Genomic DNA, 23,838 nt, shown 5'->3' with positions numbered 1-23,838 from the left:
CCTACAGGATCGCGCCCGGGACATAGGCGGCGTCGCCGGGATGGCGCGCGGTGATCTCACCGATCCGCGCGGTCACGGCGGCCACCTGACCCGCGGCCGCGCCGGCGAAGGAGGCCCGGTCGGCCAGCAGCGCGTCGAGCTCGGCGCGGCCGAGCGGGAAACGCTCGTCGGCGGCCAGGCGGTCGAGCAGCTCGTTGCCGGCGCCGCGCGAGCGCATGGCCAGCGCCGAGGCGACCGCGTGCTCCTTGATGATCTCGTGGGCGGTCTCGCGGCCGACCCCGGCCCGCACGGCCGCCATGAGCATCTTGGTCGTGGCGAGGAACGGCAGGTAGCGGCCCAGCTCGGCCTCGATGACCGCCGGGAACGCGCCGAACTCGTCCAGCACGGTCAGCATGGTCTCCACCAGGCCGTCGAAGGCGAAGAACGCGTCGGGCAGCGCGACCCGGCGGACGACCGAGCAGGACACGTCGCCCTCGTTCCACTGGTCGCCGGCGAGCTCCCCGGCCATCGAGGCGTACCCGCGCAGGATCACCGTCAGGCCGTTGACGCGCTCGCAGGAGCGGGTGTTCATCTTGTGCGGCATCGCCGACGAGCCGACCTGGCCCTCCTTGAAGCCCTCGGTGACCAGTTCGTGCCCGGCCATCAGCCGGATGGTCTTGGCCAGGGACGACGGCGCGGCGGCCAGCTGCACCAGCGCGGTCAGCACGTCGTAGTCGAGCGAGCGGGGATAGACCTGGCCGACGCTGGTGAAGCGGCGGGCGAACCCCAGGTGCTCGGCGACGCGGTCCTCCAGCTCGGCCAGCCGGTCCTCGCCGCCGAGGAGGTCGAGCATGTCCTGCGCGGTGCCGACCGGCCCCTTGATGCCGCGCAGCGGGTAGCGCTCCAGCAGGTCCTCAAGGCGTTCGTAGGCCACCAGCAGCTCGTCGGCGGCGGTCGCGAACCGCTTGCCGAGCGTGGTCGCCTGCGCGGCGACATTGTGCGAGCGGCCCGCCATGACGGTCGAGGAGTGCTCGGTGGCCAGGCGGCCCAGGCGGGCCAGCAGCGCCACGACCCGCCCGCGCACCAGCAGCAGGCTGTCGCGGATCTGCAGCTGCTCGACGTTTTCGGTCAGGTCGCGGGAGGTCATGCCCTTGTGGACGTGCTCGTGCCCGGCCAGGGCGTTGAACTCCTCGATGCGGGCCTTCACGTCGTGCCGCGTGACCTTCTCCCGCTCGGCGATGGAGGCCAGGTCGACCTGCTCGGCCACCTTCTCGTAGTCGGCGATCGCCTGCTCGGGCACCTCGATCCCGAGGTCGGCCTGGGCCTTCAGCACGGCGAGCCAGAGCCTGCGCTCCAGCACCACCTTGTGCTCGGGGGACCACAGGCGGGCCAGCTCGGGCGAGGCGTAACGAGCGGCCAGGACATTCGGGATACGCGGCTTGGCATTCACGTTGGCCCAGTCTATTGAGGCCGCTTCCTCCGGCTGTCCGCAGGTGCCGCACACGCTCGCCGCACTCTCGGGGACGGGCACGGCGGGCGGGATCGGCGGGCGGGATCGGCTCGGCCCGCGCGCGCCGTACGGTGTGGCGGCAGGGCAGGGGAACACGCATCGGTCCCGCGCCTCACAGACCACGGCGGCCGTGGTGGTCGTGCTTGTGGGTCTTGAGGTGCTCCATGAGGTCGCTGATCCGCTTGCTCAGAAGCGCGATCTGGACCTCCGGCGACCCGGTGTCACCCTCGCTGGTGCCGTACTCGCTGATGATGGACTTGGTGGTAGCGGCACGCGACGGGCTCACGTGATGGGCTCACGTGATGGGATCGGCCGCCGGGGACCGCTGCGCGCCCCGGCCGCGCAGACGGTCCATCTCCCGCCACTGCGGCAGCAGCGCGGCCAGATTGGTGGTCAGGAAGTACGCCGCGCCGGCCGCCAGCAACACCGGCACGAGACCGGACCACGCCACCGCCGCCCCGGCGATCAGCCCACCCAGGGGGATGCCCGCCCACGCCATCGCGTCGCCCAGCGCGTTGACCCGGCCGCGCAGGCCGGGCGGCACCCGTTCGAAGGCGATCGCCCCCAGGATCGGGTTGAGGAAGCCCCCGCCTGCCCCGCTGACCACGAACACCGCCAGCACCGCCCACATCGGCACGTCGGCCGCCAGCACCAGGAACCGCGGCGCCCCGGCCAGCAGGAACCCGGCGAAGAACACGACCCGGCGCGGCATCCGGTGTGCGACGGCCGCCGCGACCAGGCTCCCCACGACCGCCGTCGCGCCCCACACGCTATTGCTCAGCCCGATCGCGGTCGGGCCGTTGCCGGACCGCTCGGCCCACACGGGCAGCAGCACGGTGCCGAACGCCGCGTCCAGCAGGTTGGTGATCCCGATCATGACGATGATGGTGAGCAGCAGCAGCTCGCCGCGCAGGAAGGCGAAGCCCTCGCCGAAACGCCGCCAGTAGCCGGACTCGGCTGCGGCCGGAGCGTCGTCGGCCGGGTGGCCCATGCCGCGCGGCAGGGCGAACGCGATGATCAGCGAGCCGAGGGCGAAGCACACGGCGTTGAGGACCAGGCCGGTCAGCGGCCCCAGCAGCGCCACCATGAAGCCGCCGGCCGCCGGGCCGAGGGTCGAGGCCAGCCGTTCGGTCACGCCGGACAGTCCGGTGGCGCGCTCCAGCGGCACCCCGGCGCGCTCGGCGGCCTCCGGGATCATGATCTCCTTCGCCAGGTCCCCCGGCCCGCGTACGGCGCCGATCACCGCGACCAAGGCCAGCAGCACGGGGAAGGTCAGCAGGCCCGCGGCGTGCAGCAGGGGGATCGCGGTGGCCGCGGCCGCGCTGATCGCGTCGGTGCTCCAGGAGACGACCCGCGGGCCGGCCCGGTCGACCAGCGGCCCGGTCAGCGCCTTGACCACCACGTACGGAGTCATCTCGCAGAAGGCCACCAGCCCGGTCTGGGTGGCGCTGCCGGTCGTGACCAGCACGAACCACGGCAGTGCGACGGCCGACACCCGGGTGCCGGTCAGCGCGACCGCCATGGCCGCCAGCAGCCCGCCGAGCGGGCGCAGCCTCCGCGCGCGGGAGCCGAAGGTCGCGCCCTTGCTCGCGCCCTTGCTCGTGTTCTCGCCGGTGTCCGTGCGCGTGCCCCTGTCCGTACGCGCGTCCTGGCCCGTCATCGGGGGTCGTCTCCCCGCGCGACGCCTTCCGGAGCGGTGTCTTCTTGAGCGGTGTCTTCCCGATTGGAGGGCGCGTCCAGTTCGGGCAGGATCTGCACGATGACCCCCACCCGTTCGGCGTCCGCCGGGGCACCGGCCGCGTCCGGGCTGTCGCGGCGGTAGCGGGCGATGACCGCCCACAGCTCCTCGCGCAGGGTGGTGGCCTCCTGCGGGGTCAGCCGCAGCGGCATGTCGCTCATGTCGGCCGCGGCGCGCCAGTCACGGGGCATCGTCTGCAGCTCGTTGATCGTCCGCTGGGTGCGCATGGCGTAGATGGCGGCGACGGACTGCAGGTAGGCCAGCGTGGCCTCGGGCTCCCGCTCGGCCAGCTCCATGTCGTCGAACTGGGTGGATCGATGGACGGCGCGCCACCAGCGTTCCCGTGCGTTGCCGCGCGTGGTGTCCTCCTCGACGAATCCCGCGGCGGCGAGCCGGCGCAGGTGATAGCTGGCCGCGCCGGAGTTGATGTCCAGCAGCTCGGCGAGGCGGGTGGCGGTCGACGGGCCGTGCTTGCGCAGCAGGCCGATCACCTGCACGCGCACCGGGTGGGCGAGGGCGCGCAGTCCTTTGGCGTCGAGGACGACCGCGTCCTCCGCGAGCGGGTTCCGGGGGGTGTCACCGTGATCGGTCATGCCGACACCATAAACCGCAAACAGTTCTTCGCAAAGACTTCTTCGCGAAGAACTGTTTGCGGTTGGTTGTGACAGGCCGGCGACGATCATCGCCGGGCGGTCGCCAGGGATGGCCGTGATCCAGCCGGAGCCGGTGAGGTCGGCTCCGGCCAGGCGGGAAGGGCCGGCCAGGCACTCGGCCCGCAGGTCCACGCTCGGATCACTGGAACTGGTTCACTGTGTCCAATCCGCTGTGTCCAATCCACTGGGCCCAATCCACTGGGCCCAATCCACTGGGCCGGTTCACTGATCCCGGTTCACTGGGGCGCGGCTCGCGCGGCCCGTTTCACCCGGCCCGTTTCACCCGGCCTGATTCACCCGGCCTGATTCACTGGGCCGGTTCGAGGGCCTCCTTGCCATACACGGTCAGCTCGTCGTCACCCGAGGCGGGCGGCTTCGGCGTACGGCGCATGCGCTCCTTGAGCCGCTCCACCATCGTGTAGAGCGTCGGCACCAGCACCAGCGTCAGCAGCGTCGAGGAGATCAGGCCGCCGATCACGACGATGGCCAGCGGCCGGGAGATGAACCCACCCGAACCGGTCACGCCCAGCGCCATCGGGGTGAGCGCGCAGATCGTCGCGATCGCGGTCATCAGGATCGGGCGAAGCCGCCGCCGGCCGCCCTCCATGACCGCCTCCACCACGCCAAGCCCCTGCTCGCGATACTGGTTGATCAGGTCGATCAGCACGATCGCGTTGGTGACGACGATGCCGATCAGCATCAGCATGCCGATCAGCGCGGGCACGCCGAGCGCCGTGTCGGTGGCCAGCAGCAGCCCGATCGCGCCGGTCGCCGCGAACGGGATCGACACCAGCAGGATCAGCGGCTGCACCAGGCTGCGGAACGTCGCCACCATGATCATGAAGACGATCGCCACCGCGAGCAGCATGGCCAGCCCCAGGTCGGCGAACGCGTCCTGCTGCTGGGAGCTCGCCCCGCCGATCTTGTACGTCACCCCGGCCGGCAGCGTCAGCGTCTTCAGCGTGTCGGTGACCTTCGTGGTGATCGCGCCGAGGTTGGACGCGTCGGCGGTGCCGGACACCGTGGCGGTGCGGTCGCCGTCCTGCCGGGTGATCTGGGTCGGGCCGTCGGCCTTCACCACGTCGGCGACGTCGCCGAGCTTCACCAGGCCCGTCGCCGTGGGGATCTCGAGCTTCCTGATCGCGGCGATGTCGTCGGGCGCGTCACCGGCGGCGCGCAGGATCACGTCGCTGGAGCGGCCGCCGACGTCGATCGAGCCGACCGGCGCGCCGCGGAACGCCTGCGCGACCAGCTGCCCGATCCCGGCCTCGGTCAGGCCCCTGGCGGCGGCCTTCTCCCGGTCCACGTGCACCTCGACCCGCGGGACGCTGTCTTCGAGGTTGGAGGCCACGTCGCGCAGTCCGTCGATCTTGGCCATGGCGTCGCGCACCGTGGTGGCCGCCGTCTTCAGCGCGGCCTGGTCCGAGCCCTGCACGATGACCTGCACCTGGTCGGAGTTGAACCCGCCGCCGCTGCCGCCGACCGTGACGTCGCCGATCCCCGTCAGGCCCTTGAGACGCTGCCGCAGCCGGTCCTCCAGCGCGGAGGTGTCCTCGCCCTCCTTCAGCGTGACGGAGAACGACGCGCGGTCCGCGCCGCCGCCCACCCCGCCGAGGAAGCGGTTGCCGCCGCCGACCGTCACCTGATAGGACTTCACGCCCCCGTCGGCCTCCAGCACCGCCTCGACCTTCTTGGCCGCCGCGTCGGTGGTCGCCAGGTCGGTGCCGGCCGGCATCCGCTGGCTGATCTGCGTGGTGTCGTTGCCCGAGTTGTCGAGGAAGTTCGTCTTCAGGTTGGGCGCCAGCGCCATCGTCGCGGCGAACACCACCACCCCGATCAGCACGGTGACCAGGCGCCGCCGCGTCGCGAACCGCAGCACCGGCAGGTAGATCCGCTGCAGCGGGCTGCGCAGCTCCTTGCGTTCGGCGTCCTCGCGTGCGGCCTGCATCTCCTGCGGGGTGAGCGACGGCGCCTTGAGGAACCAGTAGGCCAGCACCGGGATGACGGTCAGCGCCACCAGCAGCGACGCCAGCAGAGCCACGGTCACCGTGATGGCGAACGGGCTGAACAGCTGCCCCACCATCCCGCCGACGAAGGCGATCGGCAGGAACACCGCGACCGTCGTGAGCGTCGAGGCGGTCACCGCGCCGGACACCTCGCGTACCGCGCCGAGGATCGCCCGCCGCTTCTCCTCGCCGTAGGCGAGATGGCGTTTGATGTTCTCCAGCACCACGATCGAGTCGTCGACCACGCGGCCCACGGCGATCGTCAGCGCCCCCAGCGTCAGCAGGTTCAGCGAGTAGTCGCCGATCCACAGCGCGATCAGCGCGATCACCACCGACAGCGGGATCGACACGGCCGTGACCAGGGTCGAGCGGACCGACAGCAGGAACACCAGGATCACGAGCACGGCGAACGCGAGGCCCAGCAGGCCCTCGGTGGTGAGATCCTCGATGGACCGCTCGACGTACGGCGCCTGGTCGAACACCACGGTCAGCTCGGCGGTGTCGCCGAGGGCCCGGGTCAGGTCCGGCAGCGCGTCGTTCACCGCGTGGGAGATCTGCACGGCGTTGCCGTCGGGCACCATCGTGATCGACACGCCGAGGCTCGGGGTGCCGTTGGTGCGGGTGAACGTGGTCGCGGAGGCGTCCACGACCTTGATGTCGGCCACGTCCCCGAGCTTGACCGGCTTCGGCCGGGCCCCGGCGGCGCGGGCCTGCGCCGCAGCCGCTGCCGTGGACGTCCCCGGCACGGCGGCGCCGCCTTGTCCCGCGCCCTGCCCTCCGGCCCGGCCCGCCGTCTGTCCGGCGGCCTGACCCGGGGTCGCGCCGCCGCGCTGCCCGGCCGCGGCGCCCTGACCACCCGCCGCGGGCGCGAGGGGGGTCAGGTAGAGGTTCTCCAGGTCCTTCACCGTACGGACCGGGTCGCCGATCTGCACGGTCAGCGACTTGCCGTCCTCGGTCAGCGTGCCGGCCGGGATGGAGACCCCGTTGGACCGCAGGAGATCGGGAATGGCCGCGGCCGACAGCCCCAGCAGGGCGAGCCTGCCCTGGTCGGGGGTGATGACGACCTGCTGCTCGGCGGCGCCGCTGACGGTGACGTCGCGGACGCCCTCGATCGACTGCAGCTCTGGCACCATGATCTTCTCGATCTTGTCGGCCATGGCGTGCTGGTCGCCGCCGTCGCCCACCGCGATCGCCATCACCGGGATGTCGTCGGTGCTGCCCGCGACCACCTGCGGATCGACGTCGGCCGGAAGCTGCGCCTTGATGCGGCTGACGGCCTGCTGCATCTTTCCGATCATCTGGTCGATGTCGGTGCCGTACTCATACGCCACCTGCACCTGCGACATCCCTTCGCGGGATGTGGAGGTGATGTCGGTGACGCCGGCGATACCCTGGAACGCGCTCTCGATCGGCTTGGTGACCTGCTCCTCGACGATCTCGGGAGCGGCACCCGGATAACTCGCCACCGTGAACGCCGCCGGGAACTCCAGCGACGGGAAAAGCTGTTGTTTCAGCGAGGGAATCGCGAACAAGCCGAAACCCGCGAGCACCACCGCAATCATGATCACGAGAGTGCGGTTGCCAAGGCTCAGCCTGGCCAAGGAGGTCATGCGAGCTCCTGACATCGGGGGAAACTATTTTCCCAAGCCTAACACTTCGCATCATGCGAACATTCAGCGGTCGCATTAACGGCTGGTAACCTCTTGACCCGAGAGGTGACAGTGAACGACAGCCCAGCCGAGCGGCGCACCGGAACCGGTGCGGCGTCCGCCCCCCGCCCGCAGGACGCCCCCGCCACCCACGGGGAGATCGGGGAGGACGCCGAGCGCGGGTGCCTCATCACCCGCCTCGCGGAACTGCAGCGCAGCATGGGCCGCTTCTTCGCCCGCGACCGCTCGATGCCGCTGCTCGCCTCCACCCTCACGATGCAGCAGCTCAAGGTCGTCATGTTCCTGTCGTTCGCCGGATCCACCTCCGGGCAGGAGCTCGCCCGCCACCTCGGCGTCGGCCTGGCCACCGTCACCGGCATCGTCGACCGCGTGGTGGCCCAGGGCCTGGCCAGCCGGCACGAGGACCCCCACGACCGCCGCGTACGCCGGGTCGAGCTCACCGAGGCCGGGCGGCGGCTCACCAGCGAGATCGTCGAGGCCGGCACCGGAGGCTACATCCGCCTCCTGCGGCGCCTCGACACCGAGACCCTGCGCACCATGGAGACGGTGATGCGCAAGATCGAGGACGTGATGCGCGAGATGCACGCCGAAGACGCCGACCCGACCGGCCCGACCGCCTGACCTGCTCCTCGGCCTGCCTCTCGTCTCGCCCTCCGGCCCGTCCGCCGGGCCCGCCCCGGCCTGCTGGTACCTTCCGGCGACATGCCGACCTACATCGAGGAACTCTTCTCACTCACCGGCCGGGTCGCCCTCGTCACCGGAGGCAGCTCCGGCATCGGATACGCCATCGCCGAGGCGCTCGGACGCGCCGGAGCGGCCGTGGTCCTGGTCGCCAGGCGGCAGAAGGAGCTCACCGAGGCCGTCGACCGGCTCCACGGCCTCGGCGTGCGCGCCGCCGCCATCAGCGCCGACCTCGGCGACCGCGCCGGCGTCGCCCGCGTGTGCGAGGAGGCGGGCGGCTTCTTCGGCGAGATCGACATCCTCGTCAACGACGCCGCCAACAACATCAGAAAGCCCATGGCAGAGCTGACCCCCGGCGACTACGACCAGACCATCGCCGTCAACCTCACCGCGCCGTTCCTGCTCGGGCAGCACTTCGGCCCCCGCATGGCCGCCCGGGGCCGGGGCCGCATCATCAACATCGGCTCCCAGCAGTCGATCAGCGCATTCGGCGACAGCGGCGTGTACGGCACGGCCAAGGCCGGCATCTGCGGGCTGACCCGCTCCCAGGCCGAGGCGTGGTCGGCGCGCGGGGTCACCAGCAACACGCTCATCCCCGGCTTCATCCTGACCCCGCTGACCGCGCCCGCCCAGGCCGTGCCCGGACGGGTGGAGCAGATGGCCGCCCGCACCATGACCGGCCGCAACGGCGTCCCCGACGACTTCCGCGGCGTGGCCGTCTTCCTCGCCTCCGACTCCTCGTCGTACGTCACCGGCCAGGCCATCTGCGTCGACGGCGGCTTCAGCGTCCACTAGAAGCACCGTCCACCAGAAAGCACCGTCCACCAGAAAGCGCTGTCCACCGGAAGTCCGCTGGAAAGCGCGGCCCCGGTTGACCTGCGGGTTTCCGGGGCCGTGGCCGACCGCTGATCGCTACTTGGCCCCGCGCCGCAGCTACCGGGTTCCAGGCCGGGTATGAGGGTCACGTCCCGGCGCAACCGGACGAGCGACAGCGAACGCCGGGGCAGGAACAGGAAGGCACGCACCGAGATGTCCCGCTCCCGCGCGCGCGACCCGCGCGACACCAAGGTCCCCGCGCAGGTCTCCGCGCTGGGCCGCTCGACCCGGCGGCTGGTCGTGGCCGCGCTCGTGATCGCCGCGGCGGGGGTCGTGGCCGCCCAGCCGGCGACGGCCCGCGTCGCCCCGCACCACTCCCGCGCGAAGCTCGGTGTCACGCGCACGCCCGGTCCGGGCGGAGGCGGCGGGCAGATGGGCAGAAGAGGACGTACGGGCGGCGGCCAGGTCATCAGGGGCGGTCGTGCGGGCGGTGGCCAAGGGCAGTCCGGCGCGGGCCATTACAACCAGAACCTGACCGGCGTCATCAGCCCCGCCTTCGTGCGGGGCCGGGCGCAGCAGGCCATCACCGACCACGGCAGGTTCGACGTGGAGGCCGGCTTCTGCGCAACCGACCCGGACATATGCTCGATCGTCCAGGACATGCCGATCCGCCACAGCTCGTGACGCGACGGGACCGGCGCGCTATCACCGGATCGCGATCCTCGTCGCGGCGCTGATCTCCGCCGAGGCCGGGGCCGGCGCGATCACCCCGGAGGAGTACGAACAGGGCATGGAGCAGTTCCGCGTCGCGGTCCTCGGCGCCGACCCCGGACGCTTCCCGGCCCTGGCCCACTTCGCCCGCGACATCCGCCCTCTCGGGGCCGACCGCCGCGCCGCGTTCGAGGAGATCCTCGCCGCCCACCTCGCCCAGATCGAGACCCAGGTCAAGACCCAGGTCTAGACGGGTCGAGGCGGGGATCAAGGCGCGGGCATGAGCCCGGCCTCACCGTCGGGAACGGGCTGCTATTCGGCGCGCATGCGTCCGACCTCGGATTGGAAGACCTCCTGCGTACGGCTCAGGAAGGTGGCGATCAGCTCCAGCTGCTCGTCGGTGTAGTCGTCCATCGCCCCCCGCCACGCCTGGACGAACGGCCGGAACACCGGCGCGACGTCCTGCGCCGCCTGCCGCACCTGGAGCGTGACCATGACCTTGCGGCGGTCGGAGCCGTCGCGCTCGCGCCGCACGTAGCCGGCCGCCTCCAGCCGGTCGATCACCCCGGTGACGGACGCGGTCGTGATGCCCGCGCGCCCGGCCAGTTCGCCGGCCGTCATCGGGCCGTCGCTGAGCAGGTTGAGGCAGTGCAGGTCGGTCGTGTTCACGCCGATCCGTTCGGCCGCGGCCTGGCTCATCGCGACCGACCACGCGCCCGTGCGGCGCAGCCCGTCGAGCAATTGGTCCATGAGCTCGGCGCGCCTTGACACGACCACACCAACTCCTTAGCCTTCCAAATATCTAGGAAACCTAGAGATATGACTCTCTAGTGACTAGTTTAGCGGGAGGATTCCATGATCAAAGACGTGATCAAGCGCTTCTACGACGAGGTGCTCAACGCCGACGACCTCGATGTCGCCGACGAGATCGTCGGCCCGGACTTCGCACCCCGCGCCGGTTCCGTACGCGGCCCGGAGGCGCTCAAGGAGACCGCCCGCTACCTCCGCAGCGCGGTGCCCGACCTGCACTTCGACGTCGAAGACATGATCGCCGAAGGCGACCGGGTGGCCACCCGGTGGACGCTGCGCGGCACGCACCAGGGCGACTTCTTCGGCTTCCCCGCCACCGGCGGCCCGCTGGAGGTGCACGCCTGCGTCGTCTTCCGGCTGGAGGACGGCAAGGTGGCCGAGATCTGGCCGGTCATCGACTCCAGCTCGCTCCCGCGCGCCGCGTGACGCACGTCGTGACCTGATCCCGGCCCCGGGGAGCTCCGGCCGGCCCGCCGAAGCCCCCCGGCGGGCCGGCCGGGCACTCATTGCATCCGGGGGGCGACCGATTCGGCGGAGACGGTGACCTCGACGGTGATGTACGGATTGTCCGGCCCCGGGAGCCGCAGCCCGCGTGTGAACTCCTCCACGTCGTCCGGCATCACCTTCGGCTGAACGACGACCTTGACCCGCCCGGTCTCCTCATCCGCGTACGCCGTCATCGTGGCCACCTCGGGACGGGATCCGAGCCGGGAGACGACGGCGTCCTGCACCCGCCGGAGCTCCGCGGCCGAAAATCCCTTGCCGCCGATCAGGGTGACCTCCAGTGGAAGGGTCCTGGCCAGCTCGATCGCCCGAGCCGGGATGCGGCCCTTGAAGCCGACGCGCAGCCCCCGCTGGTCGTCGACGTATCGGACGCCGGAGATCTCATCAGGGAACTGCGCGTTGAGCTTGTCGATCACCCGTTGGTTGGACGACTGCGAGCCGAACCGGTCGATGGCCTCCTCGTAGGAGAGCCCCTCCGACCTGGCGATGGCGCCCAGGTCGACCAGCTCGGCGTACGGAATGCCGTCGATCGTCACCTCCGGCTCGGTCGCCGCCGGGTCGTACCCCTCGAAGTCCGTGGGCCTGGGCGACGAGGTGGCGGCCATCCGGGCCGCGTACCGCCGGACCACCTCCTCCAGAGGCCGGCCCGACTCCGCCGCCTCTCGCTTGAGCCGCTCCAGGGTGGGCCGATGCGCCGCAGGCCGGCCGGCACGCGGCAAGACGATCGTCTCGGTCCCGCCCACGGTGGACACCGGACCGGCACCGGACCGGCCGCAGGCGCACACCATCACGAGCAGTGCGATGACGGCCAAACGCGATCTCTTCATACCTCAGGGACGCGCCACCGGCCCGGCGGGTTCAACCGAGCGGTTCCCTATCAATGATAGGTAACTCTATCACTGATAAGGTCTGGCGGGGAGGTGCCGGAAATGGCTCTGGACAAGCAGCGGATCGTCGCCGAAGCGGTCGCGCTCCTCGACACGGAGGGTCTCGACGGCGTCACCACGCGCAAACTGGCCGCCCGGCTCGGCGTACAGTCGCCGACCCTCTATTGGCACTTCCCGAACAAGGCCGCGCTGGTCACCGCGATCGCCGAGGCGATCCTGGAGCAGCAGTTCCCCGAGCCGGAACCGGCCGCGCCCGAGGAGCACTGGCAGGACTGGCTGATCGGCCTGGCCGGGCGGCTGCGCCGCGCGCTGCTGGCCCACCCGGACGGAGCCCGCATCATCGCGGTCTCCCCGCTGTCCCTCAAGATGGCCGGCATCTCGGAACTGGCGATGAGCACGCTGGTCGGGCGTGGCATACCCCTGCCGCAGGCCCGCCTCATCGTCTTGACGGTGTTGCGCTTCACCGTCGGCTACGTCCTGGAGGAACAGGCCGGCCGTCCCGACGCGGAGGCCCTCGACGGCTTCGACATGGCCGCGTACGCAGCGGCGCACCCCACCGTCATGGCCGGTGTGACCGAGTATTTCCAGCCCGGCCGCACCGTCGACGACCTGTTCCGCGACTGCGTGGAGCTGATCGTCCGCGGTCCCGCCGCACAGACCGGCCCCGCGTCCTGACCTTTGAGGCGCGGGAGTCCGCGTGAAAGCCGATCCCGGCACCACGGAATTCCGCGTGAAAGTTGCACGACCCGCCTAACTCCGCCGCAGCTCAGGGCCCTGCCGAGGGGCCTCCGCTTGACCGTTTCAGTACGTCCTGATCACGATCGCACGAGCAAGATCCTCAAGAAAAAAGGGACGTAATGAGCACCCTGCGCATCGCCAGGCCGGCCATCGCATTTGTCACGGGCGCAGCGGTGGCCGCCCAGGTCCTCACCGGCGTACCCGCCGCGACCGCCGACACCACGCCCGACACCGTGCCCGGCACCACGCCCGTCACCGTCACCGTCAACACCCGCGCGGGCCTGGCCGCCGTGTCCGACACCGCCGTGGGCACCAACCACGCGATCTGGGACAGCAACCTCGGCACGAACGAGACCGCCGACCTCCTCAAGGCCGCCGGCGTGAAGATGCTGCGCTACCCGGGCGGGTCGTACTCCGACATCTACCACTGGAAGACCCACACCGCCCCCGGCGGCTACGTCGCCCCCGGCACCGACTTCGACACCTTCATCAGCGGAGCCAGGCGCACCGGCGCCCAGCCGATCATCATCGCCAACTACGGCACCGGCACCGCTCAGGAGGCCGCCGACTGGGTCGAGTACGCCAACGTCACCAAGAAGTACGGCGTGAAGTTCTGGGAGATCGGCAACGAGAACTACGGCAACGGCCATTACGGCGCCGACTGGGAGGCCGACGACCACGCCGACAAGAGCCCGGCCGAATACGCCAGGAACCTCATCGAGTATTCCGACGCCATGAAGGCCGTCGACCCCACCATCAAGATCGGCGCGGTGCTCACCACCCCCGCCAACTGGCCCGACGGCATCGTCGCCGAAGGCGACCAGGCCACCTGGAACGCCACCGTCCTGTCGATGGCCGCCTCGAAGATCGACTTCGTCATCCTGCACTGGTATCCGCCGTACAGCGACGCGGCCGACGTCCTCACCAAGACCGCCCACATCCCCGACATGATCTACCTGGTCCGCAAGCAGATCGCCAAGCACGCCGGCGCCCGCGCCGGTGACATCGGCATCGCGGTGACCGAGATCAACAGCGGGATCGCGCCGAACACCCAGCCCGGCGCGCTGTTCGCCGCCGACGCCTACGCCGGCCTCCTGGAACAGGGCGTCTTCACCGTCGACTGGTGGAACGTCCACAACGGCATCGGCACCGTCACCACCGTCGCCGGCCAGACCGACTACGGCGACTTCGGCATGCTGTCCAGCGGCGGATGCTCCGGCGACACCTGCGAACCCCCGCTGAACACGCCCTTCGCCCCCTACCACGCGCTGTCCATGATCAGCTCGTTCGCCCGCCCCGGCGACCGGTTCGTCCGCGCCGCCACCGACGAGCCGCTGGTCGCCGCGCACGCCGTACGCCGCGCCGACGGCGACCTCGCCGTCCTGCTGATCAACCGCGACCCGGACGCCGAACACCAGGTGAAGATCGACTACGCGGGATTCGCCCCCGCCGCCGGAGCGCCCACCGTGCAGACCCTCACCAACGGCGCCACCTCGATCAGCACCGGCCAGACCGGCACGGCCACCGCCCAGACACTCCCGCCGTACTCGCTGACCACGCTGGTGCTGCACCCGGCCACCGCCACCACCGGCGCCCCCACCGCCCCCGGACAGCCCGCCGCGAGCGGCGTCACCGACAAGACCGCCACGATCACCTGGCCCGCCGCCCAGCCCGGCGCGAGCCCCATCGCCAAGTATGAGATCCACCGCCAGAACGGCGCCGTCACCGAACAACTCGGCGAGACCTCCGGCACCTCCTTCACGGTCCGCAACCTCGTCCCCGGCACCCGCTACACGGTCAACGTCATCACCCGCGACACCGCCGGCCGGGTCTCCTGGGCCTCCCCGCCGCTCACCTTCGCCACCGGCAGCCCCGACGAGAGCTCCTGCTCGGTACGCCTGACCGACACCAACGACTGGGGCAACGGGTTCGTCGCCACCGTGGACGTCACCAACACCGGCACGGCCGCCATCGACGGCTGGACGCTCCACTTCACCTGGCCCACCGCCTGGCAGAGCGTCAGCAGCGGATGGAGCGCCAACTGGACGCAGACCGGGACCTCGGTGACCGTCACCAACACCCCGGACAACGGCAAGCTCGCCCCCGGCGCGAGCACCTCCATGGGCTTCGTCGGCGCCTACAGCGGCCCCAACGTGTTCCCGACCGCCTTCACCCTGAACGGCACCCTCTGCACCGCACAGTGAACCTCTCCACCGCACGTGAACACAGCCCCATGATCGCCGACTTGACTTAGAGCGCGCTCTAACTCCCAGACTGGTCCCCATGGACGAGGGCATGACCATCGCGCAGGTAGCGCAGCGTACCGGCCTTACCGCCCACACGCTGCGCTACTACGAACGCACCGGACTCATGCTGGAGCCGCCGCCGCGCGGCGGCAACGGCCACCGGCGCTACACCGAGCGGGACGCCGAATGGATCGCGCTGCTCACCCGCCTGCGGGCGAGCGGCATGCCCATCGCCGCGATGCGCCGGTACGCCGAGCTCGTCCGCAGGGGCCGGGACACGTACGTGGCCCGCAAGGAGATGCTCGAGGCCCACCGGGCCGACGTGATCGCCAAAATCGAGCAGCTTCGAAGCGATCTCGAGATCGTCGACCAGAAGATCGATCTCTACGCCGCAAAATCAGGGGAGAAGAATGAAGCAGCACACACTCGGCCAGGGCCTCCGCACCTCGGCGCTCGGCCTTGGCTGCATGGGGATGAGCGACTTCTACGGCCCGGGTGACGAGGCCGAATCGATCCGCACTCTCCACCGCGCGCTCGACCTGGGGATCACCCTCCTCGACACCTCCGACGCGTACGGGCCGTTCACCAACGAGAGGCTCGTCGGGAAGGCGATCGCCGACCGGCGCGACCAGGTCGTGCTGGCCACCAAGTTCGGCATCGAGCGCCTGCCCGACGGCACCCGCGTGGGCATCAACGGCCGCCCCGACTACGTACGCCGCTGCTGCGACGCCTCGCTGGAGCGGCTCGGAGTCGACCACATCGACCTGTACTACCAGCACCGCATCGATCCAGGCGTCCCCGTCGAGGAGACCTGGGGTGCCATGAAGGAGCTGGTCGAGGCCGGCAAGGTCCGCCACCTCGGCATCTCCGAGGCCGCGCCCGCCACCGTGCGCCGCGCGCACGCCGTCCACCCGGTCACCGCGGGACAGTACGAATACTCGCTGTTCACCCGGGACATCGAGAACGAACTGCTGCCCACGCTCCGGGAGCTCGGCATCGGCCTGGTGGCCTACAGCCCCCTCGGACGCGGCCTGCTGACCGGCGCGTTCACGAACACCGGGGAACTGTCCGGCGACGACTTCCGCCACCACAACCCCCGCTGGCAGGGCGACAACTTCGCCGCCAACCAGGCCCTCGTGGCCAAGGTCGGCGAGATCGCCGTTACGCTCGGCGCGACCCCGGCGCAGGTGGCCCTCGCCTGGGTGCTCACCAGGGCCGGGGACGACGTCGTGCCGATCCCCGGCACCAAGCGGGTCGTCCGGCTGGAGGAGAACGTCGCGGCCCTGGACGTCAAGTTCGAGCCGGAGCACCTCGACGCGCTCGACTCCCTCGCCGGTCAGGTCGCCGGTGAGCGGTACGACCCCGCCGGGATGAGCACCCTCAACCACTGACCGGCAACCGGGGAGCCCCGCGCCGGGCTCCCCGGTTGTTGAGGGCTGGTCTTTTTGGAGTTGATCTTGGTTTTCCAGCAGTCTGGCGCCTTTACAAAGTAGATCTGATCTATGCGAGCGCTCGCCGAGGCCGCACCGATGGTCAGGAGCTACTCAGTGCCCCCTCAGTCATCGGCGGCCTGCACGGCGGCGGCGATCGGTTCGAGCCCCGCGATCAGCTCGTCGAGCTCGTCCGCGCTGAGCACGTCGTACGCCGGAGCCGCCAGCTCGTCGGTGAGGGCCTCGATTCGCCGCCTGGTCTCCCTGCCGGCGTCGGTGAACCCGCCGGCGGCGTCCACGAGGCCGCGGTCGCGGAGCCCGTCGACGACGGCCGCCAGCCGCGCCTTGGGCAGGTGGTGGATCCGGCCGAAGTCCTCCGCCATCATCCCGAGGGACAGAGCCATCAGGACATGGGCCTCGGTGCCGCCGATACCGTGGGCGACGAGGGCGGCGTTGTGCCCGTCTCCGCGGTGCTCCCGCAGCAGCGTCGCCGCGTGCCACAGCCTGGCCACCGGCTCCTCGGGCACGTCGAGCGCCCGGAGCCCCGCGTACAGCGGCCTGCCCTCGGGCGGCGCGCTGACCGCTGCTCGGGTGGCGAGGTCGGCGATCCGCACCAGGGCGGGAAAGCCGGCCCACTCCCCCAGCAGTTGCCGCAGGGCGGTGGCGCTGGCCTGCTCGCGTACGGCGATCGCCTCCTCCGGAGTGATCTTCCCCCACACCCAGGGGATGTGGCGTGCCACCTCGCCCTCGGCGAAGTTGTAGAAGACCGCGTGCACCACCTCTGCCGGCGCCGCCCCCAGCGGTGCGGCCCGGCCCGCGAAATACCCGTCCCAGTAGTTGCGCATGCCGAGGGCCAGGAACGCCTCGTTCACCACCTCGGAGAAGGTGACGGTGCCGATCGGCTCGACGAGCTCGAACATGCGGTGGACCTTGGCCGGCGGGTGAGACAGCATCGGTCGGCATCTCCCTTTTGGTCGTGGCAGCACCCTCGTGGGTGACCGCTCACCCAAGCTACGAACGGCGCGGCCCGGATCCGACACCTCCGCCGGACGGCCGGTCTCGAAGACCGAGGTTTTCTGAAACCGCAGGAGGCCGGTCGTCGCTCGCGAGCTGCGTGCGGCCGAGCGCGCCGCTTTCGTTGCCGCCTTCCTGAGTTCGCCTTTCGTCGGCGGCGTCTCCATGGCCGGCCGATGCCGCGGTACAGCGCGGACGGGGGCCGGCACCGCAGAACTTGCCGCATGCGGTTGTAACATCTATGGTTACGACCAGAGTCGGGGAAAGGCGGAGTTCGACGTGAGCGCCAACAGCAGACTGACCATCGCGGCGCATGCCCTGACATGGATCGGCCTGTATCAGCGGCGTGGCCACGAAGTCGCCACCTCCGAGCAGATCGCGACGAGCGTCAACACCAATCCGGTGGTGATCCGCCGCCTGCTGGGCGAGCTGCGCAAGGCCGGTCTGGCCGAGTCACGGCGGGGGGCGGGGGCAGGCTGGGTGCTCGCGCGAGACCTGGCGGCGATCACCCTGCTCGACGTCTACCAGGCGGTCGAACCGGGACCGCTCTTCGCCCTGCATCCCGCGGCACCGGACCCCGAGTGCGTCGTGGGCCACGGCATCGGACCAGTGATGACCGCCGTGTACGACCATGTGGAGGCCGCTCTGCGCAGGGAGCTGGCCAGGACGACGCTGGAGGACGTGCTGCAGGACGTCTTGAAAGCCTCCTGATCCGGACCGCCGGCTTCCCTGACCGAAGGTGATCGCACTCCGCACATCACCGATGTAACCGAAATGGTTACATCAAGAATCGGAGCGCCTCATGGGACAGCCGGACGAGGCGCCGAATCGGCGAAGTGGCACGCCTTCGACGCTCCGGGGCGTCTGAGCCGCGCACGTGCGACCGCCACCGGCGCAACGCCTGCGACACAACGACACAGCAAGGAGTGAGTCATGAAGAGCCGAATTCGGGCTCCCGACAGTCCACCTCGGCGCGCCGCGTGAAGGCGGGGCGCTCATGCAGTGCGGCGGGCCGCTGAGCGGCACGCACTGGCTGTTCCAGGGCTGAGGCCCGACCGGCACCTCAGGCAGACGAAGAGACAGCAGACGAAGAGACAAAGGACAAGGACAACGACGATGGCGACAGATGCTCAGACCTCGCGGACCGTGGCCGAGAAGTTCCTGGAGCGCCTCGGCAGGCAGGACCCCGACGGCATCCAGGAACTGTTCGCCGAGGAGATCGACTGGCACGTCCCCGGCAGTGACGCGCTGCCCTGGACCGGGCGCCGTACGCGCCGGGAGGAGGTCGCGCCGTACTTCACCACGATGTGGCCGCACTTCGCGCACGGCAGGAGCAAGGTCGTGCTGGAGCGCGTCATCGTCGACGGTGGCGACGTGGTGCTGCTGGCGGTCTTCACGCATACCGCCGTGGCCAGCGGCAAGGAGTTCACCACACCGGTGGCCATGCACCTGGCCGTCGAGGACGGCCGGATCGTTCGCATGCACCTGTACGAGGACACGCTGACCGTCGCCGAGGCGTTCAACGCCGCCTGAGCGGGAGAGCACTCAGGTCCCCGCGGCACGGCCGGACGTGTACGTAGAGGGTCGGCCGAACACGGCCAAAACCGGATCGGACAGCAGAACTCGCCCTACGGCATGCTCCGCATCATCGTCGCGCTCATCCAGAACGGGCTGTACGCACATCAGGGATGGTCCGCGCCCAGCGCGGGCCACCCCTGAGATCGTTCGTCGCTCAGAGCCGACCAGCTGACGGTCGACCCTCGGCACTGGGCCCCGGCCCGAGGCCGGATTGTTCGCTCATGTCGAGCTCGCGCACGGTGGGGCACCACTCGGTCACCGGAAATTGGTCCTGAATACGCCCGCAGGATCGGATCTTATCGAGGGTACCGATTCCTGCCAGGCTGAGGGACATGACGACAACGGCAACGCGTTTCGACGGCCAGGTGCTCACCCCTGGCGACACCGGCTACGACACCGCCCGCACCATCTGGAACGCCATGATCGACCGGCGTCCGCGAATGATCGTCCGCGCGGCGAGCGTCGCCGACGTGGTCACCGCCGTACGGCTGGCCCGCGAGCAGGACCTCGAGATCGGCGTGCGCTGCGGCGGCCACAACGCCGCCGGCTTCGCCGTGCCCGACGGTGGTCTCATGATCGACCTCACGCCCATGGGCGGCGTGCGGGTCGATCCGGCCCGCCGCCGGGCACGGGTGCAGGGCGGCGCGCTGCTCGGTGCGCTGGACCGGGCGTCCCAGGCGTACGGCCTGGCCACCACCGCAGGCAACGTCTCCCACACCGGCGTCGGCGGGCTCACGCTCGGCGGCGGCATGGGCTGGCTGGCCCGCCAGTATGGCCTGGCCTGCGACAACGTCGCCTCCTACACGGTGGTCACCGCCGAGGGCGACGTGGTCACCGCGAGCCGCACCGAGAACCCCGACCTGTTCTGGGGCCTGCGCGGCGGTGGCGGCAACTTCGGCATCGTCACCGAATTCGAGTTCCGGTTGCACCACACCGGCACGCGGACGCTGGTCGCCGAGTCCGACTTCCGCGCCGAGGACGCCGTCCCGGTCATCGAGCGCTGGCGCGACCTGAACGCCGTCGCGCCCCGGCAGGCGACGTTCACCGCCAGCGTCGCGAGCTCTCCCGCCGGCCCGATCGCCACGCTGGGGTTCGTGTGGGTCGGCGACCCGGACGAGGGCCGCCGGCTGCTCCCCGCGATGGCCGCGCTCGGGCGTCCGATCGCCTCCCGCGTCACCACACCGTCCTACCTCGAACTGCAGCAGCGCGACGACTCCACCGGCGGCCACGCGTACCGCCGCTATTCCACGGGGCACTACCTGCGGAGCTTCCCCACCGCGGCGATCGAGGCCTTCCTGCTGCGCGGCCGCTCCGACCTGACCGCGAGCCCGGAGCTGCCGGGCGTCGGCCTGCAGGCTCACGGCGGCGCGATCAACGACGTCCCGGACGCGGACGCGGCGTTCAGCCACCGCGGCACGATGTTCGAGTTCGGCGCCGGCGCCCGCTGGACCGACCCGGCCGAGGACGACGCCAGGATGGGTGCGGCCCGCGCGGCCGGCGCCTCGCTCGAGCCGTACGCCAGCGGCGTCTACGTCAACTCGTTGTCGGCCGACGAACTGGCCGACGGGAAGCGCGGCGTGCGGCGGGCGTACTCGGCGGCGAAGCTGGCCCGGCTGACCGCTTTGAAGACCGCCTACGACCCGGCGAATGTGTTCCACCTGAACCAGAACATCCGCCCGGCCCAGTGACGGCGGCGCTGTGACGGGCCCGTCAGGATCCGTCCCGGATGGCCGCCGCCAGCAGCGCGACCCCCTCGGCGATGGCGCTCTCGCTGAGGATGGCGTAGCCGAAGATCAGGCCACCGGGCCCGCTACCGGAGATCCGGAACCGCCCGACGCCCTGGATGCGGAGCCCGCGCCGGGCGGCGGCCGCCACCACCGCCACCTCGTCGAGGCCGGGCGGGAGCCAGGCGACCACGTGCTGCCCGGCGGCGATCCCGGCCGGTCGCAGATCCGGCAGCTGCGTGCGCAGCGCGTCCAGCAGCGCGTCACGCCGGCGCCGGTAGACCGGACGCATCCGGCGCAGGTGACGGTCGAACTCGCCGCGGCCGAGAAAGTCGGCGAACGTCAGCTGGTCGATGACCGACGAACCCCGGTCGGCGAGCAGCTTCGCCGACGCGACGTCGGCGACCAGGTGAGCGGGCACCACCATCCAGCCGAGCCGCAACCCCGGCGCGAGCGTCTTGCTGGCCGTGCCGCAGTAGACGACATGCTCGGGCGCCAGGCCCTGCATGGCGCCCACCGGAGACCGGTCGTAGCGGTACTCCGCGTCGTAGTCGTCCTCGATCACGATCGCGCCGCGGCGTCTCGCCCAGCGGATCACCTCGGCCCTGGCCGCAGACGACAGCACCCCGCCGGTCGGCCACTGGTGCGACGGCGTGAGGACCAGCGCGTCGGCGTCGACCAGGTCGAGGGCCTCGACCTGAACGCCGTCCGGGCCCACCGGGATGCCGACCACGTCCAGACCCGCGGCCGCTGCGAGCACCCGGGCGTCGTCGTCGGACGACGGGTCCTCCAGGGCGATCCGCCTGGCGCCGCGCCGCGCGAGCACCTGGATCAGCAGCGAGATGCCCTGCCCATAGCCGTTGCAGACGACCACGTTGCCGGGGTCGGCCAGCGTGCCGCGCACCCGGTTGAGGTAGTCGCACAGGGCCTGCCGCAGTTCCGGCACCCCGCGCCCGTCGAGGTAGACGAACCGGTCGTTGGGTGTGGTGGTGAGCACGGTGCGCACCGAGCGCAGCCAGGCGGCCCGCGGAAACTGCGACACGTCGGTGCGCCCGTATCCGAAGTCGATCCTGAAGCCGGCACCACGGGGGTCCGGCTGCGCCGTCGCCGCCCCAGTGCCTGCGTCGGCTTCGGTAGCGGCCGGCGGCATCGACACGGCGACCTGGGTGTAACCCCCCGATCGGCTGGCGAGGTAGCCCTCGGCCACGAGCTGCTGGTAGGCCTCCACGACCACCCCGCGAGAAACCCCGAGCCCGGCCGCGAGCGTGCGGGTGGGAGGCAGCGACGCGCCCGCACGCAACCGGCCGGCCCGGATGCTCGCGCGGATGGACGCCTCGATCTGCCGGTGCAGTGGCACCCCGGCGTTGCGGTCCAGTTCGATGAGCAGGTCCTCGGCCGGGCCGGAGCCGGTCCTCAATCGCCCCACGGGATCGGACCCTACCGGGCCGGCGCTGTCGGGGCTCGTGGCGGATGTGTTCGTTTTGTGAGGTTGTTCGACAGCCGAGCGCCTTTACAAAGTAGATCAGGAGAGGAACTCGCCGAGCAGACGGGTGACCTCGTCGGGGCGCTCCAGGCTCGGCAGGTGACCGGCCCAGTCGAGTTCGAGCAGTGTGGCGTCCGGCAGCCTCTCGGCCAGGTGACGCCCGCTCTCCCGGAAGTACGGCAGGTCGTGCCCGCCGGTGACCACCAGCGTGGGCGTGGTGACCACCGTCAGGTCGATCGGGTCCCTGCCCCGTTCGGGCTCGGGATCGGCGGCGAGCTGTACCTCGAACGCGTGCCGCTGCATCGCGGCCAGCCGCGTCCTGACCGGCTCGTCCGCCTCGGGACCCAGCCACGTGCGGACGTTGAGGTCCACCGCTCCTCCAACGTCGCCCGCCTCTATCAGCCGGTCCTCCTCCGTCCCGAACGCTTCCAGGTCGGGGGTCGGAGGCAGGCCGCAGCCCGCGTTCAGCAGCACGAGCCGCGAGACGAGGCCGGGATGCCCGGTCGCGAGCTCAAGCGCGACCCGCCCGCCGTACGACGATCCGACGAGCCCGACCTGGCGCAGCCCGAGGGCGGCGAGCAGGTCCGCCACGTCGCCGGCGTCCGTGTAGGGCCCGTCGGCGACGCACGGCGTGCGCCCGTGCCCCCGGAAGTCGAGCCGGATGACGCGGAACCGCTCGCCCAGCGGCTTCCACTGGGGATCCCACATGCCCGAGTCGGCGACGCCGGAGTGCAGCAGGACGACGGGCTCGCCGGAGCCGCTTTCCTCGTGCCAGACGGTCATCGGGCCTCCAAAGCGACGCGGACGCCGAGGGCGACCAGGACCGTCCCCGACACCTGTTCCAAACGGCGGCGGACCGCGGGCCTGCCGAGCACGGCGCCGGCCTGGCCGATCAGCCAGATCACCCCGACGTACCAGGCGACGTCCACGACCACCCAGATCACCGCGAGCATGGTCAGGGTCAGCGGCACATTGGCGCCCTGGGGCACGAACTGCGGCAGGAACGACATCGCGAACACGGCCGCCTTGGGATTGGCGCCGCAGGTGGCGAGCCCCAGGCCGTACGAGCGGCGCCATCCGCCGCGCGCCTCTCCCCCACCGTACGGCACGCCCGGGTCGAGCGCCTCCGGCGCCCGCCGGGCCTTCCACAGCGACTGCACGCCCATCACGATCAGCAGCGCGGCGCCCACCGCCTTCATGACGCCGTAGGCGACCTCCGAGGCCAGGACCAGCGCGGACAGACCGAACACGGCGGCCATCGCCCACAGGAAGATGCCCGTTTCGTTGCCGAGGAGCGCCGCCACACCGGACGAGCGCCCGGCCCTGAGCGTCTGTCTCAAGATCACCGCGGTGCTGACACCCGGGATCATCGCGAGCAGGAAACACGAACCGACGAAAGCGATCCAGATCATGCGCTCATGGTTTCGGCCGGGCTCCGAGCCCCGCAACCGCATTACCAGCCGGTGCACCGCTCCGTGAGGTGGCTGTGCCTCCCCGGCGCGAGAAGGAGAAAAGGGGACTGTCCATCCCTTTCCACCTTCAACGTATAGCGTCCAGGGGGGCTTGCGGCAAGGCCCCTGCCGTGCCCCACAATCATCGGCCGGAAGCAGCGCCTGCGGAAAACGGGGGACGCGACGTGCGCGTTGCCGTCGACGCATGG

General features: G+C 70.9%; 22 protein-coding genes and 1 pseudogene. 12 read left to right on the top strand and 11 right to left on the bottom strand.

Translation table 11 applies throughout. The features are described from left to right. Position 1: 1 nt before the first annotated feature. From purB to OHB01_RS28985, 5 genes and pseudogenes are all read right to left on the bottom strand, one after another. Positions 2-1,429, bottom strand: a complete 1,428-nt coding sequence (gene purB, locus OHB01_RS29005; RefSeq protein ID WP_328710096.1) for an adenylosuccinate lyase — start codon at positions 1,427-1,429, stop codon at positions 2-4. Positions 1,430-1,604: 175 nt separating this feature from the next. Continuing rightward, positions 1,605-1,775 (bottom strand): annotated as a pseudogene (gene rpsO, locus OHB01_RS29000) (30S ribosomal protein S15); the annotation flags it as partial. A 9-nt stretch (positions 1,776-1,784) separates the two neighbouring features. Next, entirely contained in the window at positions 1,785-3,149 is a 1,365-nt protein-coding gene (locus tag OHB01_RS28995; protein WP_142651717.1) for an MFS transporter, read from the bottom strand. Then, a complete protein-coding gene (locus OHB01_RS28990; protein WP_142651716.1) occupies positions 3,146-3,820 on the bottom strand; it encodes an ArsR/SmtB family transcription factor in 675 nt (224 codons plus the stop codon). The genes OHB01_RS28995 and OHB01_RS28990 overlap by 4 nt, the downstream gene beginning before the upstream one ends. Positions 3,821-4,187: 367 nt before the next feature. Next, positions 4,188-7,496, bottom strand: coding sequence for an efflux RND transporter permease subunit (locus tag OHB01_RS28985; RefSeq protein WP_142651715.1), 3,309 nt, complete (start codon positions 7,494-7,496; stop codon positions 4,188-4,190). Between the two features lie 111 nt (positions 7,497-7,607). On the opposite strand from OHB01_RS28985, the gene OHB01_RS28980 reads away from it, so the two are divergent. The 4 genes from OHB01_RS28980 to OHB01_RS28965 all read left to right on the top strand — a co-directional run bounded on the left by OHB01_RS28980 (position 7,608) and on the right by OHB01_RS28965 (position 10,014). Beyond that, complete coding sequence (locus tag OHB01_RS28980) at positions 7,608-8,177, top strand: MarR family winged helix-turn-helix transcriptional regulator (RefSeq protein ID WP_260617523.1); 570 nt, start codon at positions 7,608-7,610, stop codon at positions 8,175-8,177. Positions 8,178-8,258: 81 nt separating this feature from the next. Continuing rightward, on the top strand, positions 8,259-9,032 hold the full coding sequence (locus OHB01_RS28975; RefSeq protein ID WP_142651714.1) for an SDR family NAD(P)-dependent oxidoreductase: 774 nt from the start codon (positions 8,259-8,261) through the stop codon (positions 9,030-9,032). Positions 9,033-9,191: 159 nt separating this feature from the next. Beyond that, a complete protein-coding gene (locus OHB01_RS28970) occupies positions 9,192-9,737 on the top strand; it encodes a hypothetical protein (RefSeq protein ID WP_142651713.1) in 546 nt (181 codons plus the stop codon). A 106-nt stretch (positions 9,738-9,843) separates the two neighbouring features. After that, on the top strand, positions 9,844-10,014 hold the full coding sequence (locus tag OHB01_RS28965) for a hypothetical protein (RefSeq protein WP_328710099.1): 171 nt from the start codon (positions 9,844-9,846) through the stop codon (positions 10,012-10,014). A 62-nt stretch (positions 10,015-10,076) separates the two neighbouring features. Here OHB01_RS28965 and OHB01_RS28960 read toward each other — a convergent pair whose 3' ends face one another. Beyond that, the gene (locus OHB01_RS28960; RefSeq protein WP_142651712.1) at positions 10,077-10,541 is read right to left on the bottom strand and encodes a MarR family winged helix-turn-helix transcriptional regulator; all 465 of its coding nucleotides are present in this window, start codon (positions 10,539-10,541) and stop codon (positions 10,077-10,079) included. Between the two features lie 78 nt (positions 10,542-10,619). Between OHB01_RS28960 and OHB01_RS28955 the strand changes: the two genes are divergently transcribed. After that, complete coding sequence (locus OHB01_RS28955; RefSeq protein ID WP_142651711.1) at positions 10,620-11,000, top strand: ester cyclase; 381 nt, start codon at positions 10,620-10,622, stop codon at positions 10,998-11,000. Between the two features lie 77 nt (positions 11,001-11,077). Here the strand turns inward: OHB01_RS28955 and OHB01_RS28950 are convergent, their stop codons facing one another. Next, complete coding sequence (locus OHB01_RS28950) at positions 11,078-11,890, bottom strand: hypothetical protein (RefSeq protein WP_328854246.1); 813 nt, start codon at positions 11,888-11,890, stop codon at positions 11,078-11,080. A 117-nt stretch (positions 11,891-12,007) separates the two neighbouring features. Here OHB01_RS28950 and OHB01_RS28945 point away from each other — a divergent pair, with 117 nt between their 5' ends. The 4 genes from OHB01_RS28945 (at position 12,008) to OHB01_RS28930 (ending at position 16,340) form a co-directional block, all read left to right on the top strand. Continuing rightward, positions 12,008-12,640 carry a TetR/AcrR family transcriptional regulator C-terminal domain-containing protein gene (locus OHB01_RS28945; protein WP_142651709.1) on the top strand — a complete coding sequence of 211 codons (633 nt, stop codon included), beginning with the start codon at positions 12,008-12,010 and terminating at the stop codon, positions 12,638-12,640. A 182-nt stretch (positions 12,641-12,822) separates the two neighbouring features. Next, positions 12,823-14,907, top strand: coding sequence for a cellulose binding domain-containing protein (locus OHB01_RS28940; protein ID WP_142651708.1), 2,085 nt, complete (start codon positions 12,823-12,825; stop codon positions 14,905-14,907). A 79-nt stretch (positions 14,908-14,986) separates the two neighbouring features. After that, the gene (locus tag OHB01_RS28935) at positions 14,987-15,448 is read left to right on the top strand and encodes a MerR family transcriptional regulator (protein ID WP_142651707.1); all 462 of its coding nucleotides are present in this window, start codon (positions 14,987-14,989) and stop codon (positions 15,446-15,448) included. Further along, positions 15,360-16,340 carry an aldo/keto reductase gene (locus OHB01_RS28930; RefSeq protein WP_142651706.1) on the top strand — a complete coding sequence of 327 codons (981 nt, stop codon included), beginning with the start codon at positions 15,360-15,362 and terminating at the stop codon, positions 16,338-16,340. The genes OHB01_RS28935 and OHB01_RS28930 overlap by 89 nt, the downstream gene beginning before the upstream one ends. A gap of 164 nt (positions 16,341-16,504) precedes the next feature. On the opposite strand, the gene OHB01_RS28925 is transcribed toward OHB01_RS28930, so the two are convergent. Further along, entirely contained in the window at positions 16,505-17,332 is an 828-nt protein-coding gene (locus OHB01_RS28925; RefSeq protein ID WP_205831113.1) for a MarR family winged helix-turn-helix transcriptional regulator, read from the bottom strand. A gap of 340 nt (positions 17,333-17,672) precedes the next feature. Here OHB01_RS28925 and OHB01_RS28920 point away from each other — a divergent pair, with 340 nt between their 5' ends. From OHB01_RS28920 to OHB01_RS28910, 3 genes are all read left to right on the top strand, one after another. Continuing rightward, positions 17,673-18,104 carry an Rrf2 family transcriptional regulator gene (locus OHB01_RS28920; protein WP_142651705.1) on the top strand — a complete coding sequence of 144 codons (432 nt, stop codon included), beginning with the start codon at positions 17,673-17,675 and terminating at the stop codon, positions 18,102-18,104. A gap of 405 nt (positions 18,105-18,509) precedes the next feature. Next, positions 18,510-18,926, top strand: coding sequence for a nuclear transport factor 2 family protein (locus tag OHB01_RS28915; RefSeq protein WP_142651704.1), 417 nt, complete (start codon positions 18,510-18,512; stop codon positions 18,924-18,926). A gap of 377 nt (positions 18,927-19,303) precedes the next feature. Further along, a complete protein-coding gene (locus OHB01_RS28910; RefSeq protein ID WP_328854245.1) occupies positions 19,304-20,659 on the top strand; it encodes an FAD-binding oxidoreductase in 1,356 nt (451 codons plus the stop codon). 22 nt (positions 20,660-20,681) lie between these two features. Here OHB01_RS28910 and OHB01_RS28905 read toward each other — a convergent pair whose 3' ends face one another. The 3 genes from OHB01_RS28905 to OHB01_RS28895 form a co-directional block, all read right to left on the bottom strand. Next, entirely contained in the window at positions 20,682-22,121 is a 1,440-nt protein-coding gene (locus OHB01_RS28905; RefSeq protein ID WP_142651702.1) for a PLP-dependent aminotransferase family protein, read from the bottom strand. A gap of 96 nt (positions 22,122-22,217) precedes the next feature. After that, the gene (locus OHB01_RS28900) at positions 22,218-22,961 is read right to left on the bottom strand and encodes an alpha/beta fold hydrolase (RefSeq protein WP_142651701.1); all 744 of its coding nucleotides are present in this window, start codon (positions 22,959-22,961) and stop codon (positions 22,218-22,220) included. Next, the gene (locus tag OHB01_RS28895; protein ID WP_142651700.1) at positions 22,958-23,590 is read right to left on the bottom strand and encodes a LysE family translocator; all 633 of its coding nucleotides are present in this window, start codon (positions 23,588-23,590) and stop codon (positions 22,958-22,960) included. Before OHB01_RS28895 ends, OHB01_RS28900 begins: the two co-directional genes overlap by 4 nt. Between the last annotated feature and the right edge of the window lie 248 nt (positions 23,591-23,838).

It is taken from the genome of Microbispora hainanensis, assembly GCF_036186745.1.
Taxonomy (GTDB): domain Bacteria; phylum Actinomycetota; class Actinomycetes; order Streptosporangiales; family Streptosporangiaceae; genus Microbispora.
This window is presented reverse-complemented; position numbering and strand designations above follow the sequence as displayed.